The sequence below is a fragment of the Cryobacterium shii genome, from assembly GCF_004402595.1.
In the GTDB taxonomy this organism is placed as follows: domain Bacteria; phylum Actinomycetota; class Actinomycetes; order Actinomycetales; family Microbacteriaceae; genus Cryobacterium; species Cryobacterium shii.
In genome coordinates, this window is the sequence record NZ_SOFY01000021.1 from 45,877 (window position 1) to 68,553 (window position 22,677).

The following is a 22,677-nucleotide window of genomic DNA, read 5'->3' on the forward strand; positions in this document are numbered from 1 at the left end:
AATGGCAACCGGCGCGTTCGCCAGCGCGGGGGCCGACCTGGAGCTGGTGGGCATCCAGAAGCGTTTCCCCGGCTTCACCGCGATCGAGCACCTCGACCTGAAGATTCCCGCGGGGTCGTTCTTCGCCCTGCTCGGCCCGTCGGGTTGCGGCAAGACCACCACCCTGCGCCTTGTCGCCGGGCTGGAGGAGCCGACGGCCGGACGGATCCTGATCGGCGGCACGGATGTCACGCACCAGAAGACGTTCCAGCGCCCGGTGAACACGGTGTTCCAGAGCTACGCCCTCTTCCCGCACATGACGGTGCTGGAGAACGTGGCGTTCGGGCTGCGCCGGCGCCGCATCGACGACCCGGTCGCCAAAGCCCATGAGGCGCTCCGCCTGGTGGAGCTGGACCACCTGGCGTCGCGCAAACCGCAGCAGCTGTCCGGTGGGCAGCAGCAGCGGGTGGCCCTGGCCCGGGCGATCGTCAACCGGCCGGCCCTGCTGCTGCTCGACGAGCCGCTCGGTGCCCTCGACCTCAAGCTCCGGCGCCAGATGCAGCTCGAGTTGAAGACCATCCAGGAGGAGGTCGGTCTCACCTTCCTGCACGTCACCCACGACCAGGAGGAGGCCATGACCATGGCCGACACCGTCGCGGTCATGAACAAGGGCCGGATCGAGCAGATGGGCGCCCCCGAAGAGCTCTACGAACTGCCGAGAACGGCGTTCGTCGCCAACTTCCTCGGCCAGTCGAACCTGTTCACCGGCCCGGTGGTCGGCAGCACCAGCGAGGCGATCTCCGTGGACGTGGCCGGGCAGCGGGTCGTGGTCCCGGCCGCCCGGGCGCACCGGCACGCCGGGGAGGTGACCGTCGGGGTGCGCCCCGAGAAGCTGAGCCTGCACGTCGAGGCACCCGCGGACGACGTCAACCGCAACATCGTGGGCCCCGGCCGGGTGGTGGACGTCTCGTTCAGCGGGGTGAGCACCCAGTATCTGGTCGAGGTGCCCGGCCTCGGCACCCTCGTCGTCTTCGCCCAGAACATGGCCTTCGGCCCGGTCGCCGGTGAGGGCGACGAGGTCTGGATGAGCTGGAACATCGAGCACGGCTTCGGACTCGACGACGACCCGTCGGACGAACCCCGTTTCGAGGCCGACACCTCCACCCGCAGCATCGCCACCCAGAAACGCGATTCCCTCCTCTCGGAGCTCGGGGGGGCCTAGATGGCATTCGCGGCCTTTGCCACCACCACCGCGCCCGAGCCGGCGGCTCGGCGCAGGAGCCCGATCGCCCTGCTCCTGCTGCTTCCGGGCATCCTGTACCTGGTCCTGTTCTTCCTCGCGCCGCTGGTGTCGCTGCTGCTGACGTCCTTCCAGAAGCCGACCGAGTTCGGCGACATCGGCCAGTTCGACTACGCCTTCAGGTGGGAGAACTACGTCGACGTGGTCCAGGCGTATTGGCCGCACATCGTGCGTTCGTTCGGCTATGCGCTGATCGCCACCGTCCTGGCCCTGCTGTTCAGCTACCCGCTGGCCTATTTCATCGGGGTGAAGGCCCGGAAATGGCCGCTGCTGCAGAGCCTCATGCTCGTGCTGGTGATCGCTCCGTTCTTCATCAGCTTCCTGCTCCGCACCCTGGCCTGGAAGCAGATCCTGTCCGACGAGTCGTTCATCATGACCTCGCTCAAGGCGCTGTCCCTGATGCCCACGGATGCCCATTTCACCGGCACCCCGATCGCCGTGATCTTCGGGATCACCTACAACTTCATCCCGTTCATGACCCTGCCGCTGTACACGACGCTCGAGCGGCTCGACCTGCGATACCTCGAAGCGGGCAGCGACCTGTACGCGCATCCGTTCGAGGTGTTCCGCAAGATCACCATCCCGCTGTCGATGCCGGGGATCGTGGCGGGGACGCTGCTCACGTTCATCCCGGCGGCCGGTGACTACATCAACGCGAGCCGGGACTTTCTCGGCGGACCGGACACCCAGATGATGGGGAATGTGATCGAGGCCAACTTCCTCGTTCTCCAGAACTTCCCGGCGGCGGCGGCGCTGTCGATCATCCTGATGTCGGTGATCCTGATCGTCGTGGGCATCTATGTGAAGCGCGCGGGCACGGAGGAACTGCTGTGAAGATCTCACTGGGCAAATGGCTGCTCCCGCTGTACACGGTTCTGGCGCTGACCTTCCTGATGGTGCCGATCGTGTACACCTTCGTCTTCTCGTTCAACGACTCGCTCAAGTCGAACATCACCTGGCGCGGGTTCACCTTCGACAAGTGGCTCAACGTCTGCGCCGTGCAGAACGGCGCCGTCTGCGAGGCGTTCGCGAACAGCATCATCATCGGCGTCGTGGCGACCATCGTGGCCACCGCCCTTGGCACCATGATCGCGATCGCGATCGTGCGGTACCGGTTCAAGTTCCGGTCGCAGACCAGCCTGTTCCTGTTCCTGCCGATGGCCACGCCGGAGGTCGTGCTCGGTGCCGGGCTCGCCGCGCAGTTCCTGTCGATCGGGGTGCCGAAGGACATGCTCACGATCATCCTGGCCCACATCATGTTCTGCATCAGCTTCGTGGTGGTGACCGTCAAGGCGCGCGTCTCCAGCCTGGACCCGGCGCTGGAAGAGGCGGGGCGCGATCTCTACGGCTCGCCGACGCAGGTGTTCATGCGAATCACGTTCCCCCTGCTGCTGCCCGGGATCCTGGCCGCCGCACTGCTGTCCTTCGCGCTGAGCTTCGACGACTTCATCATCACGAACTTCAACTCCGGCGCCGTGACGACCTTCCCGAAGTACATCTACGTGTCCGCCGCCCGGGGGATCCCGGCCGAGGCGAACGTGATCGCATCCGCGGTGTTCATTTTCGCCCTGGTCATCGTGGTCACCACGCAGGTGTCCCAGGCGGCGCGGGCGAAGCGGCTGGCCAAGCAGGCCTGACGCAGCGAACCCGACCGGCCCCGACGAAAACGCCGGGTCCGGTCGGGTTTCAGCTGTGGTCGCGCACGGGGGCGGCTAGATGTAGCTGGCGCTGACCTGGCCGACCGGCCGGCCTCCGCCGTACACGGTGAGGCCGAGGTCCGGCAGGATGGCCTCCACGTCGGTGTGCGCGATCGCGCCGGCATCCGCCAACAGGCGCAGGGCGACGATGGTCGCGGCCCTCAGGTTGCCGTCCAGCATCTTGAGGGCGACGGTGACGCCGTTGGCGGCCGAGGCCACCATGATCCCTTCGGCGCCGGTCTTGATGAACAGGCCCAGACGCTCGATCACGATCGTGTCCGGCAGACCGGGTCCGGCCACGACCCAACCATGCTGGCGCACGGCCTCGGCCAGGAAACCGGCTTCGCGGTAGATCGCGAACGGGGAGTTGGACTTGGACGTTGCGATGCGGGCGATGCCGCGGGCCAGGGCGGTCAGCGACAGGGCGTGCACGGGCGCGCCGCAGCCGTCGATGCCGGTGGCGGAGGGGCGCTCACCGGTGAACCGCTCGACGACGTCGAGGATTCTCTTCTGCAGCGGATGCTCCGGCTCGAGGTAGCCGGACAGGGCCCAGCCGTTCTGCTTGCAGGCCACGAGCATGGCCGCGTGCTTGCCAGAGCACTCCATGTAGACCGGGGCCTTGCCGGCGCCCAGGCGCACCAGGGCGTCGCGCGTGGCGGAATCGTTCGGCCAGGCGGCCGGGCAGGCTAGCGCCGTCTCGGGGATCCCCGCGCGGGACAGCAGGGCGCGCACGAGATCCGCGTGCCGCTGTGTGCCGCTGTGGCTCGATGTCGCGATCGCGGCGTCCTCGCCTCGCAGCGTGACCCCGCTGGCCATCACGGCGATGGCCTGGAACGGCTTCATCGACGAGCGCGGGAAAACCGGGCTCGTGACGTCGCCGAGGGCGCGGAGGACCGCGCCCTCGCTGGTCAGGACGACCGCCGACCCGGCGTGCCGGGACTCGATGAAGCCGTTGCGTTCGATCGTCGCCAGTTCGACCGCGTCGCCGACCGTGAAGGTGTGGGCGGGGGCGTCGGTGAGTGAGTCGTGTGTGAGGTGCACGGGTGCGAACGCCTAGAGCGCGGCGATCGCGTCGTCGATGACCGCGAGGGCATCGGCGAGGAGGGCGTCGGTCACGGCGAGGCTGGGCAGGAAGCGCAGCACGTTGCCGTAGGTTCCGGCGGTGAGCAGCAGCACACCGTGCTGAGCGGCGTAGGTGGCAATGGACGACACGGCGGCGGCGTTCGGCGCCTTGGTGGTGTCGCCGGTACCCGGCTGCACCAGTTCGATGGCGATCATGGCGCCGCGGCCACGGATGTCGCCGATGATGTCGTACTTGTCCTTCAACGCCCCGAGACCGGCGCGCAGCGTGTTCTCGATCCGCACGCCCTCGGCCAGGAGGTCGTTGCGTTCGATCGACTCGAAGACGGCGATCGCGGCCGCGCAGGAGACCGGGTTTCCGCCGAAGGTTCCGCCGAGCCCGCCGGGCTGGGAGCCGTCCATGATCTCGGCGCGACCGGTGACGGCGGCCAGCGGCATTCCGCCGGCGATGCCCTTCGCGGTGAGTACGAGGTCGGGGGTCCAGCCGAAGTGCTCGCTGGCGTAGTACTTGCCGGTGCGGGCCATGCCGCTCTGGATCTCGTCGGCGATCATGACGACCCCGTTGGCCGTGCACCAGGTCTGCAGAGCGGTGAAGAAGCCCTCGGCCGGAACCATGAAGCCGCCCTCACCCTGGATGGGCTCGACCACCAGGCAGGCCAGGTCGCTGGCGCCAACGACCTTCTCCAGGTACGCGATCGTGCGCGCCGCGGCATCCGCGCCACTGAGTCCGTCGTGATAGGGGTAGGAGCTGGGGGCGTGGTAGACGTCGCTGGCGAGGGGGCCGTAGCCGGTGGCGTAGGGCATGGCCTTGTAGTTCATGGCCATGGTCAGCACGGTGCGGCCGTGGTAGGCGTGGTCCAGTACGGCCACGGCGCGGCGGCCGGTGTACTTGCGGGCGATCTTGACGCCGTTTTCGACGGCTTCGGCGCCCGAGTTGATCAGCACCGATTTCTTCGGGAAATCGCCGGGGGTGTGCTCGGCGAGCAGCTCGCAGACGCGCACATACTCCTCGTAGGGCGTGATGGTGAAGAGGGTGTGGATAAAGTCCTGGGTCTGGGCGACGGCGGCCGCGACGACGCTGGTCTCGGTGTGGCCGATCGTGGTCACGCCGATGCCGGCGCCGAGGTCGATGAACTGGTTGCCGTCGACGTCGACGAGGATCGCGCCGTTGGCCTGGGCGATGTAGACGGGCAGGGCGCTGGCGACGCCGCCGGACACGGTGGCCAGTCGGCGCTTCTGCAGGTCGGCCGATTTCGGGCCCGGAACCGCGGTCACGATCCTGCGTTCCTGCGTCACCGTGTAAACCGGTGCGGCGGGGGTGGACGGGGTGGTCGAAGGCGTCATCGTGTCAGTCATGGTGTGACCAGTTTACCGATCCGGTCCACGCCCGGCGCGGCGTTTTGCTGCGAGAATCGGTTCCCAGGGCTTGAGGTCTGCTTCAGAATCCAAAAGGAGGCGCCGTGATCGGTGCACATCGCTACGCCGTGAGTGTCGCCTGGACCGGCAACCGGGGCACCGGCACCAGCGGCTATCGCGACTACGGCCGGGAACACCTGATCGAGGCGGCCGGCAAGGAGCCGATCAGCGCATCGGCCGACCGCAGCTTCCATGGGAACGCAGACCGGTGGAATCCGGAGGAACTGCTGCTCGCGGCCCTGAGCGAGTGCCACCTGCTGTCGTTCCTGCACGTGGCGGTCCGGTACGGCGTCACCGTTGTCGCCTACACGGATGACGCGGTCGGCTCGATGGTGCAGACCCCGGATGGCGGCGGCCGCTTCACCGAGGCGATCCTCCGCCCGCAGGTGACGGTTTCCGATCCCGGCCAGTTGGAACTCGCCCAGTCCCTGCACGCCGAGGCGGCGCGCCTGTGCTTCATCGGCGCATCCGTAAACTTCCCGGTCACGCACCAACCGGTCACGGTAGCCGTCACCCACTAAGCCACCACGCGCCCACCACCCGCCCACCAAGCGCCGAGCCACCACCCGCCGAGCCGTGAGCTTGACTCCCATTTTTTCAAGAAAATGGGGCGAAACTCACGGCTCGGCGAACGGATGCGACGGGGTGACGGGGTGACACGACCGGGAGAGGCGACCGGGGGAGGCCGCGCCGGAAGGGACTACAGGCCGGACAGGGCGGCGAGGGTCTCCTCGATTACGGTGGCGGCGTCGTCGATCAGTTCCTCGGAGATGACGACTGACGGCATGATGCGCAGCACGGAGTCCCAGCTGCCGGCATCCAGCACGATTACACCGTTGGTGGTGGCGTGCTTGATGATGGCGGTGAGTGCCTCGGGGTACGGCGTGGTCGTGCCGGGGTGCACGAGCTCCACGCCGAACATGGCGCCCTTACCGCGCACGTCGCCGACGACGGAGAACCGCTGGGGCCAGTCGCCGATGCGCGCCCAGAGCGCCTTCTCGACCCGCTGCGCCTCGCCGAGGAGGTCATCGCGCTCGATCAGGTCGAAGACCGCGAGGGCCGCCGCGGTGGAGACCGGGTTGCCGCCGAAGGTGCCGCCGATTCCGCCGGGCTGCACGGAATCCATGATATCGGCGCGGCCGGTGACCGCGGCCAGCGGGAATCCGCCGGCGATGCCCTTGGCCGTTGTGACCAGGTCGGGCACGACGCCGTGGTGCTCGATGGCGTACCAGGTGCCGGTGCGGGCGATGCCGGCCTGGATCTCGTCGGAGACGAAGACGATGCCGTTCTCTGTGCAGAATTCGCTCAGCCGCTTGAAGTAGCCGGGGGCGGGGATGACGATGCCGCCGTCGCCCTGGATCGGCTCGATGAAGAAGGCTGCGATCTCGGAGGCGCCGATGTGGGTGTTGATGTAGTCGATGGTCTTCTCGGCGGCTTCTTCACCGGTCAGGCCGTCTCGGTAGGGGTAGCTGGTCGGCACGCTGTAGATCTCGCCGGGGAAGGGTCCCATGCCGGCTCGTTCCGGCCAGGGGCGGTAGGTCATCGCCATGGTCAGGTTGGTGCGGCCGTGGAAGGCGTGGTCGAGCGCCACGATGGCGCGACGGCCGGTGAACTTGCGGGCGATCTTCACGGCGTTCTCGACGGCTTCGGCGCCGGTGTTCACCAGGACGGAGCGCTTCTCGAAGTCACCGGGGGTGATCTCGGCGAGCTTCTCGGCGACCGCTACGTAGTTCTCGTAGGGAGTGACTGTGAACAGGGTGTGCGTGAGCTTGGCGGCCTGCGCGGCGGCGGCCGCGGCCACGTCCTGGTTCGCGTGGCCGATGGTGGTCACGCCGATGCCGCAACCGAGGTCGATGATCTGGTTGCCGTCCACGTCAACGAGGATCGCGCCGGCTCCGTGATCCATGTAGATATTGACCAGCGTGCCGGCGCCGCGAGACACCGAGCGCAGGCGACGTTCCTGCAATTCGACCGATTTGGGGCCGGGGAGGGCCGTGACGAGTTTGCGTTTTTGGGGTACCGAATACTCTGCAGACATGACTCCAGCTTAGGTCGCGCCCATTTCCGCGGTGTTTCCGACCGGCCGGAGAGCGGCGAGACGGGCCCGGACGGCAGCCGGAGTCAGACGCGTTCGCGCGGGAAGACGCGGTCGGCGAGCTTCTGCAGCGTGCCGGACGGCGGCGATTCGTTGTACTTGCCGGCCAGTTCCTGATGGGACAGGGAGTGGATGGCGGCCATGACCTCGTCGGTCGCGGCGCGCCGGGCCTTGCCGGACTCGGGGGAGCCGTGGCGACGCAGGTCGAGGGGCTCGCCGAAGGCCACGGTGACCTTGCGGATGCGGGGAAACCTCGCCCCGACCGGCTGGATTTCCTGCGTGCCGATCAGCCCGACGGGCACGACGACCGCTCCGGTGGTGAGAGCCAGCCAGGCCACCCCCGTGCGCCCCTTGTACAGACGGCCGTCGAGAGACCGGGTCCCCTCCGGATAGATCGCGAAGGCGCTGTCGGACTCCAGGATGCTGCGCCCGGCGTCCAGGGCATCCTGCGCCGCCTGCCCGGCCCCGCGCTCGACTCCGACCGCGCCGATCGAGGTGAAGAAGGTGCGGCAGACCCAGCCCTTGAAACCCGTGCCGGTGAAATAGGTGGACTTGGCCAGGAACTGCACGCGCCGCGGCGCAGACAGCGGAATCACGATGCTGTCGATGAAGGACAGGTGGTTGCTGGCGAGGATGACGGGACCGGTCCGGGGGATGTTCTCGCGCCCGGTGATGGTGGGACGGAAGACCAGCCGGGCGATCGGCGCCATGATGCCGTAGCCGAGGAAATAGACGAATCCGGGCCGTTTCGTGGCTTCCGGTTCATCGGCGACCGGTTCGACGTGAGGCTTGTCCTGGGGTTCGTCGTGAGCTTCGTCCTTGGCACCGGTCATCCGACGACCCTACCGCCACGGTGCCGCCCGCCACGAAAGGACGGCGTCGCGCGCCCCGGCCGGGGGCCCGGGGCTCTGGGCGGACCGGGCTCCCGGACGTAACATGGAAAGGTGCGCAGACGAGTAGTTATTCTCGGGTCCACCGGCTCGATCGGAACCCAGGCCCTCGACGTGATCAAGCGGAATCCCAGCTGGTTCGAGGTGGTCGGGCTGTCCGCGGGCACCAATCGCACCATGCTCGACGAGCAGGCGGCCGAGTTCGAGGTCGAGCACACGGCGCTCGGCGCCGACGAGGCCGAACAGCTGGTGCGCGATGTGGAGGCCGACGTCGTGCTCAACGGCATCACCGGTTCGGTGGGTCTCGGGCCGACCCTCGCCGCGCTGCGGGCCGGGCGAACCCTCGCGCTGGCCAACAAGGAATCGTTGATCGTCGGCGGAGACCTGGTGAAGTCCCTGGCGGCGCCGGGGCAGATCGTGCCCGTCGACTCCGAGCACTCCGCCATCGCCCAGGCACTGCGCTCCGGCACTGCCCGTGAGGTGCGGCGCCTGGTGCTGACGGCATCCGGGGGGCCGTTTCGCGGTCGCAGCCGGGGTCAGCTGGCGGGTGTCACCCCGGCGGAGGCACTCGCCCACCCCACCTGGGACATGGGCCCGGTGGTCACCACGAACTCCGCGACGCTCGTCAACAAGGGCCTCGAGGTGATCGAGGCGCATCTGCTCTTCGACGTCGGGTACGAGCACATCGACGTGGTCGTGCACCCGCAGTCGGTGGTGCATTCCATGGTCGAGTTCATCGACGGGTCCACGATCGCCCAGGCCTCACCGCCCGACATGCGCCTGCCCATCTCCCTGGGCTTGTTCTGGCCGAACCGCGTCTCTGCGGTCGGCGTGCCGATCGACTGGACCACCCCGCACAGCTGGACCTTCGAACCCCTCGACACCGCGGCCTTCCCGGCGGTCGACCTGGCCAAACAGGTGGGGCGTGCGGGATCGACCTACCCGGCCGTGTTCAACGCGGCCAACGAGCAGGCGGTCGCGGCGTTCCATGCGGGCGCCATCGGCTTCCTCGGCATCGTCGACACCATCCAGCGGGTCGTCGAGGCGCACGAGCAGGACGGCCCGCTCACCCGCGAGTCGCTCGCCGCGGCCGAGGTCTGGGCGCGGGCCGCGGCCGACGCGCTCATCGCCGGCTGACGGCGAGCCCGGCCGCAGGCACGCTCACTGCGACACGGTGACGGATGCCGCGGCTCAGGTCGCGGCGCCGGGCCGCCGGTAGCTCTCCGCGGTCGTGCGAAGTGCCTGCGCCCACGGGGTCGCGGAGACGCCCAGTTCGCGCTCGGTCTCGGTGGAATCGATCAGATAGGGCACCAGGAACTGGTAGCTCGAGGCCCAGATCTCGCGCATCATCGGGTTCATCGCACCGAGGGAGCGCAGCAGCAACTGGGGGTAGCCGCGCACCCGGCCCCGACTGCCGTAGCGGCGGTTCAGCTGGTCGGCGATCTCGGAGCGGCTGATCGCGGCGCTCGGCACATGCCAGAGCCGGCCCCAGTCGCCCGCACGGTCGGACGCGGCCACCAGGGTGGTCACGATGTCCGGCAGGTAGCTCCAGCTGTGCACCAGGCCTGGCAGGCCGACGACCCTCGCCGTTTTCGAGCCCAGGATCGCCGTGAAGAACCGGTCTCCGAGATGGGCCGTGCCGACGACATCCGGGCCGAAGTAGTCGCTCGCGCGCACCTCGACGGCCTTGATCTCGCCTCGTTCGTGGGCTTCGCGTACGAGCCGCCAGCCCTCACGGCGCACCACACCCTTCGTCTCGGTCGTGGTCTCGGGGGAATGCTCGGTCATCGGCCCGTCGGGCAGGCCGTACGGGTAGAGGTTGCCCATCACGACCAGGGCAGCCCCGGACGCCGTCGCCGCCTTGATCGCCGCATCTATCACCGGCGGCCACTGGCTGGGCCAGTCGGTGTAGCGGGGATTGGTGCAGAGGAAGATGGTCGAGGCCCCCGCGGCGGCCCGGCTGAAGGCCGTGGGATCACCGGCATTGAGCACGACCGACTCGGCTCCGGCGGCCGCTGCCCCCGACCGGGTGGCGATGGAGACCTGGTCCCCGCGCGCGGCAAGCCGTTCGGCGAGCGGGCGGCCGATCATACCGGCGCCGACTACGAGCTGCTGGGGCATGGGACCTCCTGGATTCGCCGCCGACGCTAGTCGTCGCAGTTGTCGTCCTTCTTCTTACACGTGTCTTTCCCGTTGTCCTTCCCCGTGTCCTGTCCGGGGTCGGCGGTGGCGGCCGGCGCGGGAGCCACGGTCGGCTCCGGCTTGCTGGCGATGATCGCCGCATCGAGGTCGGCCGAGACGACGTTGAGGGCGGATTGCACCTGCGCCGAACGCTCGGCGGTGACCTGGCCGGCCGCGGCTGCGGTCAGCAGGTCGGCCTGCACCGCGACGAGTGCGGATTTGGCGCCTTCGAAGTCACCGGCTGCGGCGTCGGTGCTCACTTCCTGCACGCCGGACTGCAGCTTTCCGGCGATTGCCGGGTCCAGCGCCGGGGGCGTGTTCGAGCATCCGGTCAGGGTGGCGGCGACCAGGAACACCGTGGCCAGGGCGAGGGTCAAGCGGGGGCCGTGCGTCATGGCGTCAGGCTTTCCTGGAGCTGCTGGAGGTGGGTGCCGAGTGGCCCGTCGACGGCCGGGTAGCTGGCCGGTGGCGCGCTGGGTTCGGCCGCACGGGGGGAGAAGACCACGACGGCGAGCAGGATGGCCGCGGCTGCCACGACGACCCCGATCACCAGTCTGCGCCTGCTGCGGGGCAGGGCGGGGGAGGGTGCGTCACCGCGGGGGTGCGCTGCGGTGAGGAACTCGGTGGGCTCATCCCGGCCCGGGGCCGGCATGACCTTCGTGGCGGCGAAGACCAGAGTCGGGTCGGGAGCCTCGGCCGCGAACACCCTGGTCGGATCGAGGCGTTCCGTGCTCTCGAGGCGTTCCGTGCTCTCGAGGCGTTCCGTGGCGCCGAGGAGCTCGGTGGGGTCGTTGGCGCCTTCGGCCGCGAGGACCATGGTGGGGTCGAGCGTCTCCGGCGTCGGCAGAATTTCCGTGGCGGCCGTGATTCCGTTGGCCCCCATGACCTCGGTGAGGGCCGTCGCATCCGTCTGGGCCTCTGCGGTGGCCAGGCGGCGCAACTGCACGGCCGCGTCCTCCGAGCTCAGCCGGTCGGCGGGCTCCCGGCTCGTCATTCCGCCCAGGACCTCGGCCCAGGCCAGGCCCAGCTCGGCCGGGATTTCGGGCTGGCGCTGCAGCCGGGCCATCGCCGATTCGATCGCGGTTCCGGTGAAGGCGCGCTCACCGGTCAGGCATTCGAGCAGCACGAGGCCCAGCGAGTAGACGTCGCTGGGCGGCCCGATCGTCGTTCCGAGCGCCTGCTCGGGGCTGAGGTAGCCGGCGGTACCCAGCAGCGACCCGGTCGCCGTGAGCCGGGTCGCGTCGAAGAGGCGGGCGATGCCGAAGTCGGCGAGTTTGGCGTGCATGGCCCGGCCGGGGAACCCCGAGGGCGCCAGCAGCACGTTCGCCGGTTTGATGTCACGGTGGATGATTCCGCGCGCATGCACGTAGTGCAGCGCCTCGGCCAGGTCGGCGCCCATCGCGGCGACCTCGTCCGGGTGCAGGGGCCCGGAGGCGATCCGGCTGCGCAGATCGGTGCCGTCGACGAGTTCCATCACGATGAACGTGCGTGAGACGCCGTCGATCACGGCCGTGCCGGCATCGAAGAGGGTCACCAGCGCGAAGTGGTTGAGGCTCGCGAGCACGGTGACCTCGCCGCTCTGGCGTTCGGGACCGGCGTCGTCGGCCGCGTCCAGCCGGAACAGCTTCACGGCCACGGTGCGTCCCAAGTACAGGTCGGTGGCGCGGTAGACGGCCGCCATCCCCCCGGTGCCGAGGAGGGCGTCGATGCGAAAGCGGTCGGCCAGGCTGACGCCAATGGGACCGACGGTGTGTTGCGTGGACAGAGGGGACCTCCCGGTGGATCCGCGCAGTGAGAGGGATCCGTTGGGTCAAGCAAACCACACCTCTCAGGGGGAACGGCCAGCGCCCTCGCAGGATGGTGTGGGTAATCTACGACTGTGGAAACCGTGCTGCTGTACATATTGGGCGTCGTCGTCGTCGTGATCGGCCTTGCCCTGTCCATCGGCCTGCACGAGATCGGCCACCTGCTCCCGGCCAAAGCCTTCGGGGTCAAGGTCACCCAATACATGATCGGCTTCGGTCCCACGCTCTGGTCCCGCCGCAAGGGCGAGACCGAATACGGGGTGAAAGCCGTGCCGCTCGGCGGGTACATAGCGATGATCGGCATGTTCCCGCCGGCCAAAAAGGGCGGCAAGGTGCAGGCATCCAGCACCGGCTTCTTCAAACAGCTGGTCCAGGAGGGCGCGCCCGAGAAGAAGCAGAGCGCCCTGTCGACCATGGTCGACGATGCCCGCCAGTCCAGCGCCGATACCATCGGCGAGGGCGAGGACCACCGCGCGTTCTACCGCCTGCCCGTCTTCAAACGCGTCATCATCATGCTCGGCGGCCCCACGATGAACCTGCTGATCGCGGTCGTGCTGTTCGCGATCCTGCTCATGGGCTTCGGCACGGCGCAGGCGAGCACCACCGTCGGCAGCGTGTCCCAGTGCGTGCTGCCGGCCACGAGCACCCGCCAGGCCTGCGAACCGACCGACGAGAAGGCCCCCGGCGCCGCGGCCGGCCTCCAGCCCGGCGACCGGCTCGTCAGCATCGACGGCGCCGCCATCACGAGCTGGGACCAGTCGACCGCGATCATCCGTGAGTCGCCCGGCACCCCCCTCACCGTCATCGTCGAGCGAGACGGTTCCCCGCTGAACCTCACCATCACCCCGAAACTCACCGAGCGGTACGTGACGGATGCCGCCGGCAAGGTCGAGAAGGATTCCGCCGGCAAGGCGGTCACCCAGGAGGTCGGCTTCGTCGGGATCGGCCCCGCCGGCGAACTCGTGCAGCAGCCGGCGACCGCCGTGCTGCCGGCGGTGGGCGACAACATCGGCGCCGTCGTGCACATGATCGCCAACCTGCCCCAGCGCATGGTCGATATCGCAAACGCCGCCTTCGGACCGGGGGAGCGCGACCCCAACGGCCCGATCAGCGTGGTCGGCGTCGGCCGCGTCGCCGGCGAGATCGCCAGCATCGACACGATCCCGGTGGCCAGCAAGATCGCCAGCCTGCTGGGTCTTCTGGCCTCCCTCAACGTGGCCCTGTTCGTGTTCAACCTGATCCCGCTGATGCCGCTGGACGGTGGGCACGTGGCCGGCGCGCTCTGGGAGGGCCTGCGTCGCTGGGTCGCCCGGCTGTTCAAGCGCCCCGACCCGGGCCCCGTCGACACTGCCCGGCTGATGCCGCTGACGTTCGCGGTCGTGATCGTGCTCGGCGGCATGAGCCTGCTCCTCATCTACGCCGACATCGTCAAGCCCATCAACCTCTTCGGCTGACCCGCCTGACCCGCTCGCTCCGAGGTGCGGTGAACCAATTCGACGGAGATTTTGCCCTAAAAGCGGTATTTCGGCGTTTTCGGGCCGTTTCGGGCAATATCTCCGTCGAATTGGTTAGGGGCGCGGGGGCGCAGAGAGCAGGGCGCGAGCAGCGGGCCGCAGGGCCCCGGACGCTATAGCGGCCTACTCCCGGCGGAGTACGCCGGCCGGGCCCGTCGGCGGACGAAGCAGGGGCGCTCCGGAACTACGATCGGAAGATGCAGCACTGGGATTCCGACGCTCCGTGGTACGACGACGATCGGGGTCGCGCCGGCGGCGACGAAACCCGGGTTCCGATCATCGGCAGGGTGTGGATCCCTGTCGTCATCTCCTTCCTGGTGCAGGTGCCCACGGTCGCCATCCTCGCTCTCCGCGGGTCGGCGTCAGAGCCCGGACACCCCGGGCGGCGTTTCCCCGGCGCGGAGCCCCACCTCCCGGACGACTGGTTCCTTGCCGTGGGCCTCGCGCTGATCGGCCCACTGGCCCTGATCGGCGCCCGCCGTTTTCCCGGCCCGGTCGCGGCCGTCGCCGCCGCGGCCGGAGGAGCGCTGGTGTTGGTGCGTCCTGACATCGGGCTGCCCTACGTGGCGCTGGCCTTCGCGGTCGTGCTCGGCATCCTTCGCGGCGCCCGGGTCTGGGTGTACTCCTCGGTCGCCGCCGTCTGGGTGGCCACCATCGGGCTCGCCGGGATTCTCGATTTCCCGCTGCAGCCGGCCCGGATCGCGTTCACGACGCTCGTGCTGGCCGCGCTGATGGGATTGGGTGAGTGGCTGCGCTCCCGCCGCGACCGGATCAGCACCCTGCGCCGCACCGCGGTCGCGCGGCGGCAAACGGCCGAGCAGCGCGAGCGGGTTCGGATCGCCCGGGAACTGCACGACGTGCTCGCGCACTCGCTCTCCCAGATCAACGTGCAGGCCGGGGTCGCCCTGCACCTGCTCGACAGCCAGCCGGACCGGGCCGCCGAGTCGCTGGCCAGCATCAAGGCCACGAGCAAGAACGCCCTCGACGAGGTGCGCACGGTGCTCGGCATCCTTCGGTCCGACGTCTCGGAGGAGAACTCCGCGCCCCTTGCTCCCGAACCGGACCTCGACCGGTTGCCCGCGCTGATCGAGTCCTTCCGCAACCAGGGGATGCGCGTGGAGCTGGCCGGCGAGCTCGGCCCCGTCGCCGAGGCGGCCGGCGCGGCCACCCAGCTGGCCCTGTACCGGATCTGCCAGGAGGCGCTCACAAATGTGTTGCGGCACGCGCCGACGCGCTCCGCGGCCGTGCGCCTGGCCGTGGACGGCGGCGACGCCGTGCTGACGGTGACGGATGGCGACGGCCTCGGGCAGGCCGACGCCCCGATCACCCCCGGCGGCGGCCTGCTCGGAATGCGCGAGCGCGCCGAACTGCTCGGCGGCACCCTGCGGGTCTCGCCCTCGGGCGATGGGTTCGAGGTCGAGGCGCGCCTGCCGCTGGGGAGGACCCGGTGATCCGGGTCGTCATCGCCGACGACCAGCAGTTGATCCGGGCGGGATTCCGGGCCCTGCTCGAGTCCGAACCCGACCTCGAGGTGGTGGCCGAGGCGGCGACCGGTCCCGAGGCGGTCGAGCAGGTCACCCGGCACCGGCCCGACGTGGTGCTGATGGACATCCGGATGCCCGGCGGTGACGGCCTGTGGGCCACCGAACGCATCACCGAGAACCCTGCTCTCGCCGCCACGCACATCGTGATCGTCACCACCTTCGAGCTGGACGAGTACGTGGCCCAGGCCATCCGCGCCGGGGCCAGCGGCTTCCTGGTCAAGGACACCGAGCCGACCGAGCTGATCCGCGCTGTGCGTGTCGCCGCGGCCGGGGACGCGCTGCTCTCGCCCGGCGTGACCCGCCGGCTGCTGGAACGCCTGGGGCCGGACCTCCGCGACCCGCACGACGAGACGCTGCTCGCGAGGCTGACCGGTCGCGAACGAGAGGTGCTCGGGCTGGTCGGCCGCGGCCTGACCAACACCGAGATCGGGCCGCGGCTCTTCCTCAGCCCGCTCACCGCGAAGACGCACGTGTCGCGCATCATGAGCAAACTCGCGGCCCGCGACCGGGTGCAGCTCGTGATCATCGCGTACGAGGCGGGGCTGGTGGGCTCGGGTCAGTAGGCGGTTCCGGCGGGCCGGTCAACGGATGCGCACACCCCCGGGTGGACGCGAAGTGCCTCCGCCCGGCGGATTCGCGTCAGCCCGGCCACGGCGACACTGGGGTATCGGTCTCGTCGGACTCCCGGCGGACCGCCACCGAATCGCCACAGAACCGAATCGCCACAGAATGGACTCCTCATGCTCTCCACTGCAGTGCTCACCGCGCTTGCCGCCCAGCCCGGCTACGGCGGGGGTCCCGGCCACGGCGGCGGGATGATCTGGTTGCTCGTCCTGCTTCCGCTGTTCGGGCTCCTCCTGCTGGGGCTCCTGTTCGCCCTGTTCGGACGTCGCTGGCGCCGGGGAATGGCCAGCCCCGCCGGTTCCGGCTACGGCGCCCGTCCTGGCTGGCCGGTCGCCGGCGACACCAGCAGCGCCGAGAAGACCCTGGCCGAACGGTTCGCGCAGGGTGACATCGACGAGGTCGAGTACCGGGCGCGCCTCGAGGTGCTCCGGGCCAACCGCCCGGACGCCCCGGTCGCTCCGCCCCAGTAGCCCCGCCCCACGGTCCCCGCCCGCGCAGATCGCCGAGGGTTAACTTTCCGGTCGAGAGTGCCCGTTCCGCCGGGAACTCTCGACCGGAACGGGCACTCTGAGTTACCGTCTCGCGCCAGGGCGCCTGCTGGGCTGGGGCCCGGCGTCGTGCGGGCCCGGCGTTGAACCAATTCGACGGAGATACTGCTCTAAAAACAGAATTTCGGGCCGTTTTGGCCCGATTTCGGCAGAATCTCCGTCGAATGCGTTCGCGGGAGCCGCGCCAGCAAACCAGCAAACCAGCAGACGAGCCGACGAGCAGACGAGCCGACGCGCAGGCCCGCCGACCGGCAGAAGGGGCGCTAGCGGGACAGCAGCAGCGCGTCGCCCTGGCCGCCGCCGCCACAGAGCGCGACGGCCGCCTTGCCGCTGCCGCGACGGGCGAGTTCGAGTGCCGCGTGCAGGGCCAGCCGGCCCCCCGACGCCCCGATCGGGTGGCCGATCGCGATGGCGCCGCCGTGGATGTTGACGCGGTCGGCTGAGATACCGAGCTCCCGGGTGGACTCGAGCGCCACCGCGGCGAATGCCTCGTTGATCTCGACCAGGTCGAGGTCCCCGGCCGCCCAGCCCTGCCGGTCGAGTGCGTGCATGATCGCATTCGCGGGCTGCGAGTGCAGCGAGTTGTCCGGCCCGGCGACCTGACCGGATGCCTCCACGACGGCCAGCCAGCTCAGCCCGTGGTCCTCAGCCCAGCGGCGGCTGCTCAGCACCACGGCGCTCGCCCCGTCACTGAGCGGCGACGAGTTGCCGGCGGTGACGGTGCCGTCCGCGGCGAAGACCGGGCGCAGGCGCCCCAGCGACTCCGGAGTGCTGTTGCCCCGCACGCCCTCGTCGGTGGAGACCAGAAGCGGCTCACCCTTGCGCTGCGGAACGCTGATCGGCGTGATCTCGCCGTCGAGCAGGCCGGCCTCGGCGGCCGCGGCTGCGCGTTGGTGTGAGGCGGCCGCGATGGCGTCCTGGTCGGCGCGCCCGATGCCGAGGGTGGTGTTGACGTGTTCGGTGGAGAGCCCCATCGACAAACCGTCGAAGGCATCCGTGAGCCCGTCGTGCGCGGCGTGGTCCAGCACGGTGACGCTGCCGAACGGCCAGCCCTGGCGCGAGCCGGGCAGCAGGTGCGGGGCCCGAGACATGGATTCCTGCCCGCCGGCCACGACGACATCCGCTTCGTTCAGACGGATGAGCCGGGCCGCGTCGATGATCGCCGCCAGCCCGGAGAGGCAGACCTTGTTCACCGTCATCGCCGGCACGTTCCAGGGGATGCCGGCACCGATGGAACTCTGCCTGGCCGGGTTCTGGCCGCAGCCAGCCTGGAGCACCTGGCCCATCAGTACGGCGTCGACCTCGTCGGCGGCCACGCCGGCGCGCGCGAGGGCTCCGACGATGGCGGCGGTCCCCAGCTGCACGGCGGTCAGGGCGGACAGCTGGCCGTTGACGCGGCCCTGGGGCGTGCGCGAGCCCGCGAGGATGACCACTTCGATGTCGCTCATGATGACTCCTTTGTCTTCGTGTTCTCTGATCGTGTTCCGGCTTGCCGCCGGCCTGGTGTTCGTCGTCTCTCCTGACAGTATCGCCGACGTTCGGGCGAGGGGCGGGACCCGGCCGGGACATGGCGCGGGCACGGACGACGCTGGTCAGAGGGGAGAAATCCTCAGCCCCGGAAAGAACCAGCCGGCTCATCTAGAATGTTGCCGTGGCTGCAATCAACCTGGGAATGCCCAAAGTACCTGAAGTACTCGCTCCGCGTCGCAAGTCGCGTCAGATCAAGGTCGGCAAGGTGCTCGTCGGCGGTGACGCCCGCGTCAGCGTGCAGTCGATGACGACGACGCCGACGACCGACATCAACGGCACCCTCCAGCAGATCGCCGAATTGACGGCATCAGGATGCGACATCGTGCGCGTCGCGGTGCCGAGCCGGGACGATGCCGAGGCCCTGCCGATCATCGCCAAGAAGAGCCAGATCCCGGTGATCGCCGACATTCATTTCCAGCCGAGCTACGTGTTCGCGGCGATCGACGCCGGCTGCGCCGCCGTGCGGGTCAACCCCGGCAACATCCGCAAGTTCGACGACCAGGTGGGCAAGATCGCCGCCGCGGCCAAAGCCGCCGGCGTTTCCCTCCGGATCGGCGTCAACGCGGGCTCGCTCGAGCCGAGCCTGCTGCAGAAGTACGGCAAGGCCACCCCGGAGGCTCTCGTCGAGAGCGCGGTCTGGGAAGCGAGCCTGTTCGAGGAGCACGACTTCCACGACTTCAAGATCTCCGTCAAGCACAACGACCCGGTGATCATGGTCAAGGCCTACCGACTGCTCGCGGAACGCGGCGACTGGCCCCTGCACCTCGGCGTCACCGAGGCCGGACCGTCGTTCCAGGGCACCATCAAGAGCGCCACGGCGTTCGGGATCCTGCTCGGAGAGGGCATCGGAGACACCATCCGGGTGTCGCTGAGCGCGCCTCCGGCCGAGGAGATCAAGGTGGGCCTGCAGATCCTGCAGTCACTGAACCTGCGTGAGCGCAAGCTTGAGATCGTGTCCTGCCCGAGCTGCGGCCGCGCCCAGGTCGACGTGTACAAGCTTGCCAACGACGTCACCGATGGTCTGGAGGGCATGACCGTGCCCCTGCGCGTCGCGGTGATGGGCTGTGTCGTGAACGGACCGGGCGAGGCTCGGGACGCCGACCTCGGTGTCGCGTCCGGCAACGGCAAGGGCCAGATCTTCGTGCGCGGCGAGGTCATCAAGACCGTGCCGGAGTCCGAGATCGTGGCGACCCTGATCGAGGAGGCCAATCGGATGGCCGCCGAGATGCCGCCGAGCGAGGACTCCCTCGGCGCTCCGGTCGTGACGGTCGGCGCCAACTAGCCGAGCTCATCAGCGCAGCACCGTGCCGGCGGCGAACCAATTCGACGGAGATTTTGCGGTAAAACTGCTGTTTCGCAGGGTTCAGGGCCGATTTCGGCAGAATCTCCGTCGAATTCGTTCGGGACGGAACTGCTGCAGGGACGCTGGCTCAGTCGTCACCGGGTCCACCACGGGCATCCGTCGCCCTCGATGTTTGGATCCGCCCGCCGGCCCGATGCCGGCCAGTCAGCCAGCCCGCCCGCCGCCCGTCGGTCGGGCCGGCCAGCGCGCCGTAAAGTAGGTGCGTGCCTATTCGTATGTCCAACTACTTCCTCCGTACCCTCCGCGAAGACCCGTCGGATGCCGAGGTCGCCAGCCACCGCCTGCTCGTGCGTGCCGGTTACATCCGCCGTCAGGCCCCGGGAATCTTCGCATGGCTGCCGATCGGCCTGCGCGTCAAGGCGAAGATCGAGACGATCGTGCGCGAGGAGATGGCCGCCGCCGGCGCCTTCGAGGTGCATTTCCCGGCTCTGCTGCCGCGCGAGCCCTACGAGATCACGGGCCGCTGGGACGAGTACGGCGACGGCCTGTTCCGGCTCCAGGATCGCAAGGGCAGCGACATGCTCCTCGCGCCCACCCACGAAGAGGTCTTCACCCTGCTCGTGAAAGACCTGTACAGCTCCTACAAGGACCTGCCCCTGTCGATCTTCCAGATCCAGGACAAGTACCGCGACGAGGCCCGGTCCCGCGGCGGTCTGCTGCGCGGGCGCGAATTCACCATGAAGGATGCCTATTCCTTCGACTACACGGATGCCGGCCTCGACACCAGCTACCAGGCCCAGCGCGACGCCTACGAGCGCATCTTCACCCGGCTGGGCCTTGAGTACGTCATCGTGCAGGCGGACGCCGGCGCGATGGGAGGCTCCAAGAGCGAGGAATTCCTGCACCCGACGCCGGTCGGCGAGGACACCTTCGTGCGTTCCGCCGGCGGCTACGCGGCCAACATCGAGGCGTTCAAGACGGTCGTTCCGCCCGCCATCGACTGGGCCGGCTTCCCGGCCGCCGAGGTGTTCGACACCCCGGACACCCCCACCATCCAGACCCTGGTCGACCGCGCCAATGATGATCACCCCCGTCCCGACGGCCGCGCCTGGACCGGCGCGGACACCCTCAAGAACGTCGTCCTCGCGCTGATTCAGCCCGACGGCTGCCGTGAGCTCCTCGTGATCGGTCTCCCCGGAGACCGTGAGGTGGACCTCAAGCGCGTCGAGGTCGCCGTCGCCCCCGCCGAGGTGGAGGCCGCGAACGAAACCGACTTCGCCAAGTTCCCCGGGCTGGTCAAGGGCTACATCGGACCCTGGTCCGCGAACGGGGCGGTGCTCGGCGAGAAGTCGGCCACCGGTATCCGTTTCGTGGTCGACCCCCGCGTCGTCGAGGGCACCGAGTGGATCACCGGCGCCAACGAGGCCGGGCGCCACGTCTTCGGGCTCGTCGCCGGACGGGACTTCGCCGTCGACGGCACGATCGAGGCCGCAGAGGTGCGCGCCGGAGACCCCGCACCCGACGGCTCCGGCCCGGTGGAACTCGCCCGCGGCATGGAGATCGGGCACGTCTTCCAGCTCGGCCGCAAGTACGCGGAGGCGCTCGGACTCAAGGTTCTGGACGAGAACGGCAAGCTGGTCACGGTCACGATGGGCTCCTACGGCATCGGCGTCACCCGCATTCTCGCGACCATCGCCGAGCTGAACAACGATCCCAAGGGCCTGATCTGGCCCGCGACCGTGGCGCCCTTCGACGTTCACGTGATCGCCACCGGCCGGGACGAGGTCGTCTTCGAGACCTCGCAGACCGTCGTCGCTGCGATCGAGGCCACCGGCCGTGAGGTTCTCTACGACGATCGCCGCAAGGTGTCGCCCGGGGTCAAGTTCGGCGACGCCGAGCTGATCGGCATCCCGCAGATCGTCATCGTCGGCCGCGGGGCAGCCGACGGCATCGTCGAACTCTGGGACCGCCGCACGGGGGACCGCACCCAGGTGGCCGTCGACGACGTCACCGCCAGCTTCAGCTGAGGCGCTGCAGCCTCTCACGCCCCCAACGAATTCGACGGAGATTTTGGCCGCATTGGCCTAAAACGCCCTGGAAAACCGCAATTAGCGGTGAATCTCCGTCGAATTGGTTCACGGCCGGCCTCTTTCCCGGACGGTGATGTCCGTCGTTCGAGGTGCGTTGTCGTTCGATGTGCGTCAGAGGCGGGCGAGCCGGGACCGGGCGAAGCAGTACAAGCCGTAGGCGATCAGGCCCGCGCCGACCACCACCAGGATCGCGACCCCGAACGGCAGGGCGACGAGTGCCTTCAGCGCGCCGTCCATGCCGGTGGCCTTGTCGGGGTTGTGCGTGAACGCCGCGACCGCGAAGAGGACGCCGACGGTGCCGAGCGCGATGCCCTCAGCGCTGTAGCCCACGGTGCCGAGTGCCACCACCGCCGTGCCGGCCGCCCCGCGGGGCACCGTGATGCTCTCGGTGAACTTGTGGCTGGCGCCGCGCACGACGAAGACGGCCCCGATGCCGAGCACGACCAGACCGCCGATGAACAGCAGGATGACCCCGCCCGGGAGCCCGAGCAGGGTCGCCGTGGAATCCCGGGCGGTTTCGGACGAACTCGCCGAGGCGCCGCGCGCGAACGTGAGCGCCGTGGCCGCGATCAGGAGGAAGACGGCGCCCTTGCCGATCAGGACGGCGCGTTTGGCCCACTTGCGCTTGGGGTCGCGCGCGGGTTCGACGAAGGCCTGAACCAGATACCAGAGACCGAGCGCGGCCAGGCCGATCACCACCGTCCACAGCAGGAACACGCCGCCCGGGGTGCGTGCGAGCTGACCGAGCGCGCCCGACTGGTCTGCCGAACCGCCGCCCGCGCCCGCGCCGGTCGCCACGCTGATCGCGATCGAGCCGATCATCACGTGCAGCAGGCCGTTCACCGCGTAGCCGGCGCGGGCCAGCAGCTGGAACGTTCGGCTGCCTTCGACGGTTCGGGCTGCATCCTGGGCATTGTCAGAAACGGATTCGGGTGTCATCCGGCCAGCGTAGCGTCGAGTCTATTGCCGGGGCAGGGTCAGTTTCCGTGCCTGGCGTCCCCGGTCCGGGTGACGGGGACCCGAGGAGTCGGGTACCGTATAGGAGAGCCCGCTGCGCAGTTTCGCGGCGGCAAGATCTGAA

At 69.2% G+C, this 22,677-nt stretch carries 20 protein-coding genes; 11 read left to right on the forward strand and 9 right to left on the reverse strand.

Annotation, left to right across the window (positions count from 1 at the left end; translation table 11 throughout):
• The first annotated feature begins 1 nt into the window (after position 1).
• The 3 genes from E3O49_RS05105 to E3O49_RS05115 are packed head-to-tail and all read left to right on the forward strand — an operon-like array spanning position 2 to position 2,916.
• Positions 2-1,201 carry an ABC transporter ATP-binding protein gene (locus tag E3O49_RS05105; RefSeq protein ID WP_134365405.1) on the forward strand — a complete coding sequence of 400 codons (1,200 nt, stop codon included), beginning with the start codon at positions 2-4 and terminating at the stop codon, positions 1,199-1,201.
• Positions 1,202-2,113, forward strand: coding sequence for an ABC transporter permease (locus tag E3O49_RS05110; protein ID WP_134365406.1), 912 nt, complete (start codon positions 1,202-1,204; stop codon positions 2,111-2,113).
• Positions 2,110-2,916 carry an ABC transporter permease gene (locus tag E3O49_RS05115; RefSeq protein WP_174235674.1) on the forward strand — a complete coding sequence of 269 codons (807 nt, stop codon included), beginning with the start codon at positions 2,110-2,112 and terminating at the stop codon, positions 2,914-2,916. The genes E3O49_RS05110 and E3O49_RS05115 overlap by 4 nt, the downstream gene beginning before the upstream one ends.
• Positions 2,917-2,991: 75 nt before the next feature.
• Here E3O49_RS05115 and E3O49_RS05120 read toward each other — a convergent pair whose 3' ends face one another.
• Positions 2,992-4,017 (reverse strand): asparaginase, encoded by a 1,026-nt coding sequence (locus tag E3O49_RS05120; protein ID WP_134365407.1) that lies wholly within the window; start codon positions 4,015-4,017, stop codon positions 2,992-2,994.
• 12 nt (positions 4,018-4,029) lie between these two features.
• The gene (gabT, locus tag E3O49_RS05125) at positions 4,030-5,412 is read right to left on the reverse strand and encodes a 4-aminobutyrate--2-oxoglutarate transaminase (protein WP_134365408.1); all 1,383 of its coding nucleotides are present in this window, start codon (positions 5,410-5,412) and stop codon (positions 4,030-4,032) included.
• Positions 5,413-5,519: 107 nt separating this feature from the next.
• Here gabT and E3O49_RS05130 point away from each other — a divergent pair, with 107 nt between their 5' ends.
• Positions 5,520-5,993, forward strand: coding sequence for an OsmC family protein (locus E3O49_RS05130; protein WP_370261659.1), 474 nt, complete (start codon positions 5,520-5,522; stop codon positions 5,991-5,993).
• 179 nt (positions 5,994-6,172) lie between these two features.
• Here E3O49_RS05130 and E3O49_RS05135 read toward each other — a convergent pair whose 3' ends face one another.
• Both E3O49_RS05135 and E3O49_RS05140 read right to left on the reverse strand, forming a co-directional pair.
• Positions 6,173-7,510, reverse strand: coding sequence for an aminotransferase class III-fold pyridoxal phosphate-dependent enzyme (locus E3O49_RS05135; RefSeq protein ID WP_134365410.1), 1,338 nt, complete (start codon positions 7,508-7,510; stop codon positions 6,173-6,175).
• A gap of 83 nt (positions 7,511-7,593) precedes the next feature.
• The gene (locus E3O49_RS05140; RefSeq protein WP_134365411.1) at positions 7,594-8,400 is read right to left on the reverse strand and encodes a lysophospholipid acyltransferase family protein; all 807 of its coding nucleotides are present in this window, start codon (positions 8,398-8,400) and stop codon (positions 7,594-7,596) included.
• 111 nt (positions 8,401-8,511) lie between these two features.
• On the opposite strand from E3O49_RS05140, the gene E3O49_RS05145 reads away from it, so the two are divergent.
• Positions 8,512-9,594, forward strand: a complete 1,083-nt coding sequence (locus E3O49_RS05145; RefSeq protein WP_134365412.1) for a 1-deoxy-D-xylulose-5-phosphate reductoisomerase — start codon at positions 8,512-8,514, stop codon at positions 9,592-9,594.
• Between the two features lie 54 nt (positions 9,595-9,648).
• Here E3O49_RS05145 and E3O49_RS05150 read toward each other — a convergent pair whose 3' ends face one another.
• From E3O49_RS05150 to E3O49_RS05160, 3 genes are read right to left on the reverse strand one after another with little or no spacing between them, the layout of a single operon-like run.
• Positions 9,649-10,578 carry an NAD-dependent epimerase/dehydratase family protein gene (locus tag E3O49_RS05150; RefSeq protein WP_134365413.1) on the reverse strand — a complete coding sequence of 310 codons (930 nt, stop codon included), beginning with the start codon at positions 10,576-10,578 and terminating at the stop codon, positions 9,649-9,651.
• A 26-nt stretch (positions 10,579-10,604) separates the two neighbouring features.
• A complete protein-coding gene (locus E3O49_RS05155) occupies positions 10,605-11,033 on the reverse strand; it encodes a hypothetical protein (protein ID WP_134365414.1) in 429 nt (142 codons plus the stop codon).
• Positions 11,030-12,430 (reverse strand): serine/threonine-protein kinase, encoded by a 1,401-nt coding sequence (locus E3O49_RS05160; RefSeq protein WP_370261662.1) that lies wholly within the window; start codon positions 12,428-12,430, stop codon positions 11,030-11,032. Before E3O49_RS05160 ends, E3O49_RS05155 begins: the two co-directional genes overlap by 4 nt.
• 87 nt (positions 12,431-12,517) lie before the next feature.
• Here E3O49_RS05160 and E3O49_RS05165 point away from each other — a divergent pair, with 87 nt between their 5' ends.
• The 4 genes from E3O49_RS05165 to E3O49_RS16825 all read left to right on the forward strand — a co-directional run bounded on the left by E3O49_RS05165 (position 12,518) and on the right by E3O49_RS16825 (position 16,595).
• The gene (locus E3O49_RS05165; RefSeq protein WP_198415950.1) at positions 12,518-13,897 is read left to right on the forward strand and encodes a M50 family metallopeptidase; all 1,380 of its coding nucleotides are present in this window, start codon (positions 12,518-12,520) and stop codon (positions 13,895-13,897) included.
• 257 nt (positions 13,898-14,154) lie between these two features.
• Entirely contained in the window at positions 14,155-15,408 is a 1,254-nt protein-coding gene (locus E3O49_RS05170) for a sensor histidine kinase (RefSeq protein ID WP_134365416.1), read from the forward strand.
• The gene (locus E3O49_RS05175) at positions 15,405-16,064 is read left to right on the forward strand and encodes a response regulator transcription factor (RefSeq protein ID WP_134365417.1); all 660 of its coding nucleotides are present in this window, start codon (positions 15,405-15,407) and stop codon (positions 16,062-16,064) included. The genes E3O49_RS05170 and E3O49_RS05175 overlap by 4 nt, the downstream gene beginning before the upstream one ends.
• Before the next feature lie 177 nt (positions 16,065-16,241).
• A complete protein-coding gene (locus tag E3O49_RS16825) occupies positions 16,242-16,595 on the forward strand; it encodes an SHOCT domain-containing protein (RefSeq protein ID WP_198417469.1) in 354 nt (117 codons plus the stop codon).
• A gap of 341 nt (positions 16,596-16,936) precedes the next feature.
• Here the strand turns inward: E3O49_RS16825 and E3O49_RS05185 are convergent, their stop codons facing one another.
• Positions 16,937-18,121, reverse strand: a complete 1,185-nt coding sequence (locus E3O49_RS05185) for an acetyl-CoA C-acetyltransferase (RefSeq protein WP_134451096.1) — start codon at positions 18,119-18,121, stop codon at positions 16,937-16,939.
• 203 nt (positions 18,122-18,324) lie between these two features.
• Here E3O49_RS05185 and ispG point away from each other — a divergent pair, with 203 nt between their 5' ends.
• Together ispG and E3O49_RS05195 are read left to right on the forward strand one after the other, a co-directional pair.
• Complete coding sequence (gene ispG, locus E3O49_RS05190) at positions 18,325-19,485, forward strand: flavodoxin-dependent (E)-4-hydroxy-3-methylbut-2-enyl-diphosphate synthase (protein WP_174235675.1); 1,161 nt, start codon at positions 18,325-18,327, stop codon at positions 19,483-19,485.
• Between the two features lie 296 nt (positions 19,486-19,781).
• Positions 19,782-21,533 (forward strand): proline--tRNA ligase, encoded by a 1,752-nt coding sequence (locus E3O49_RS05195; protein ID WP_134451105.1) that lies wholly within the window; start codon positions 19,782-19,784, stop codon positions 21,531-21,533.
• Positions 21,534-21,707: 174 nt separating this feature from the next.
• On the opposite strand, the gene E3O49_RS05200 is transcribed toward E3O49_RS05195, so the two are convergent.
• Complete coding sequence (locus E3O49_RS05200) at positions 21,708-22,535, reverse strand: DUF1206 domain-containing protein (protein WP_134365419.1); 828 nt, start codon at positions 22,533-22,535, stop codon at positions 21,708-21,710.
• Between the last annotated feature and the right edge of the window lie 142 nt (positions 22,536-22,677).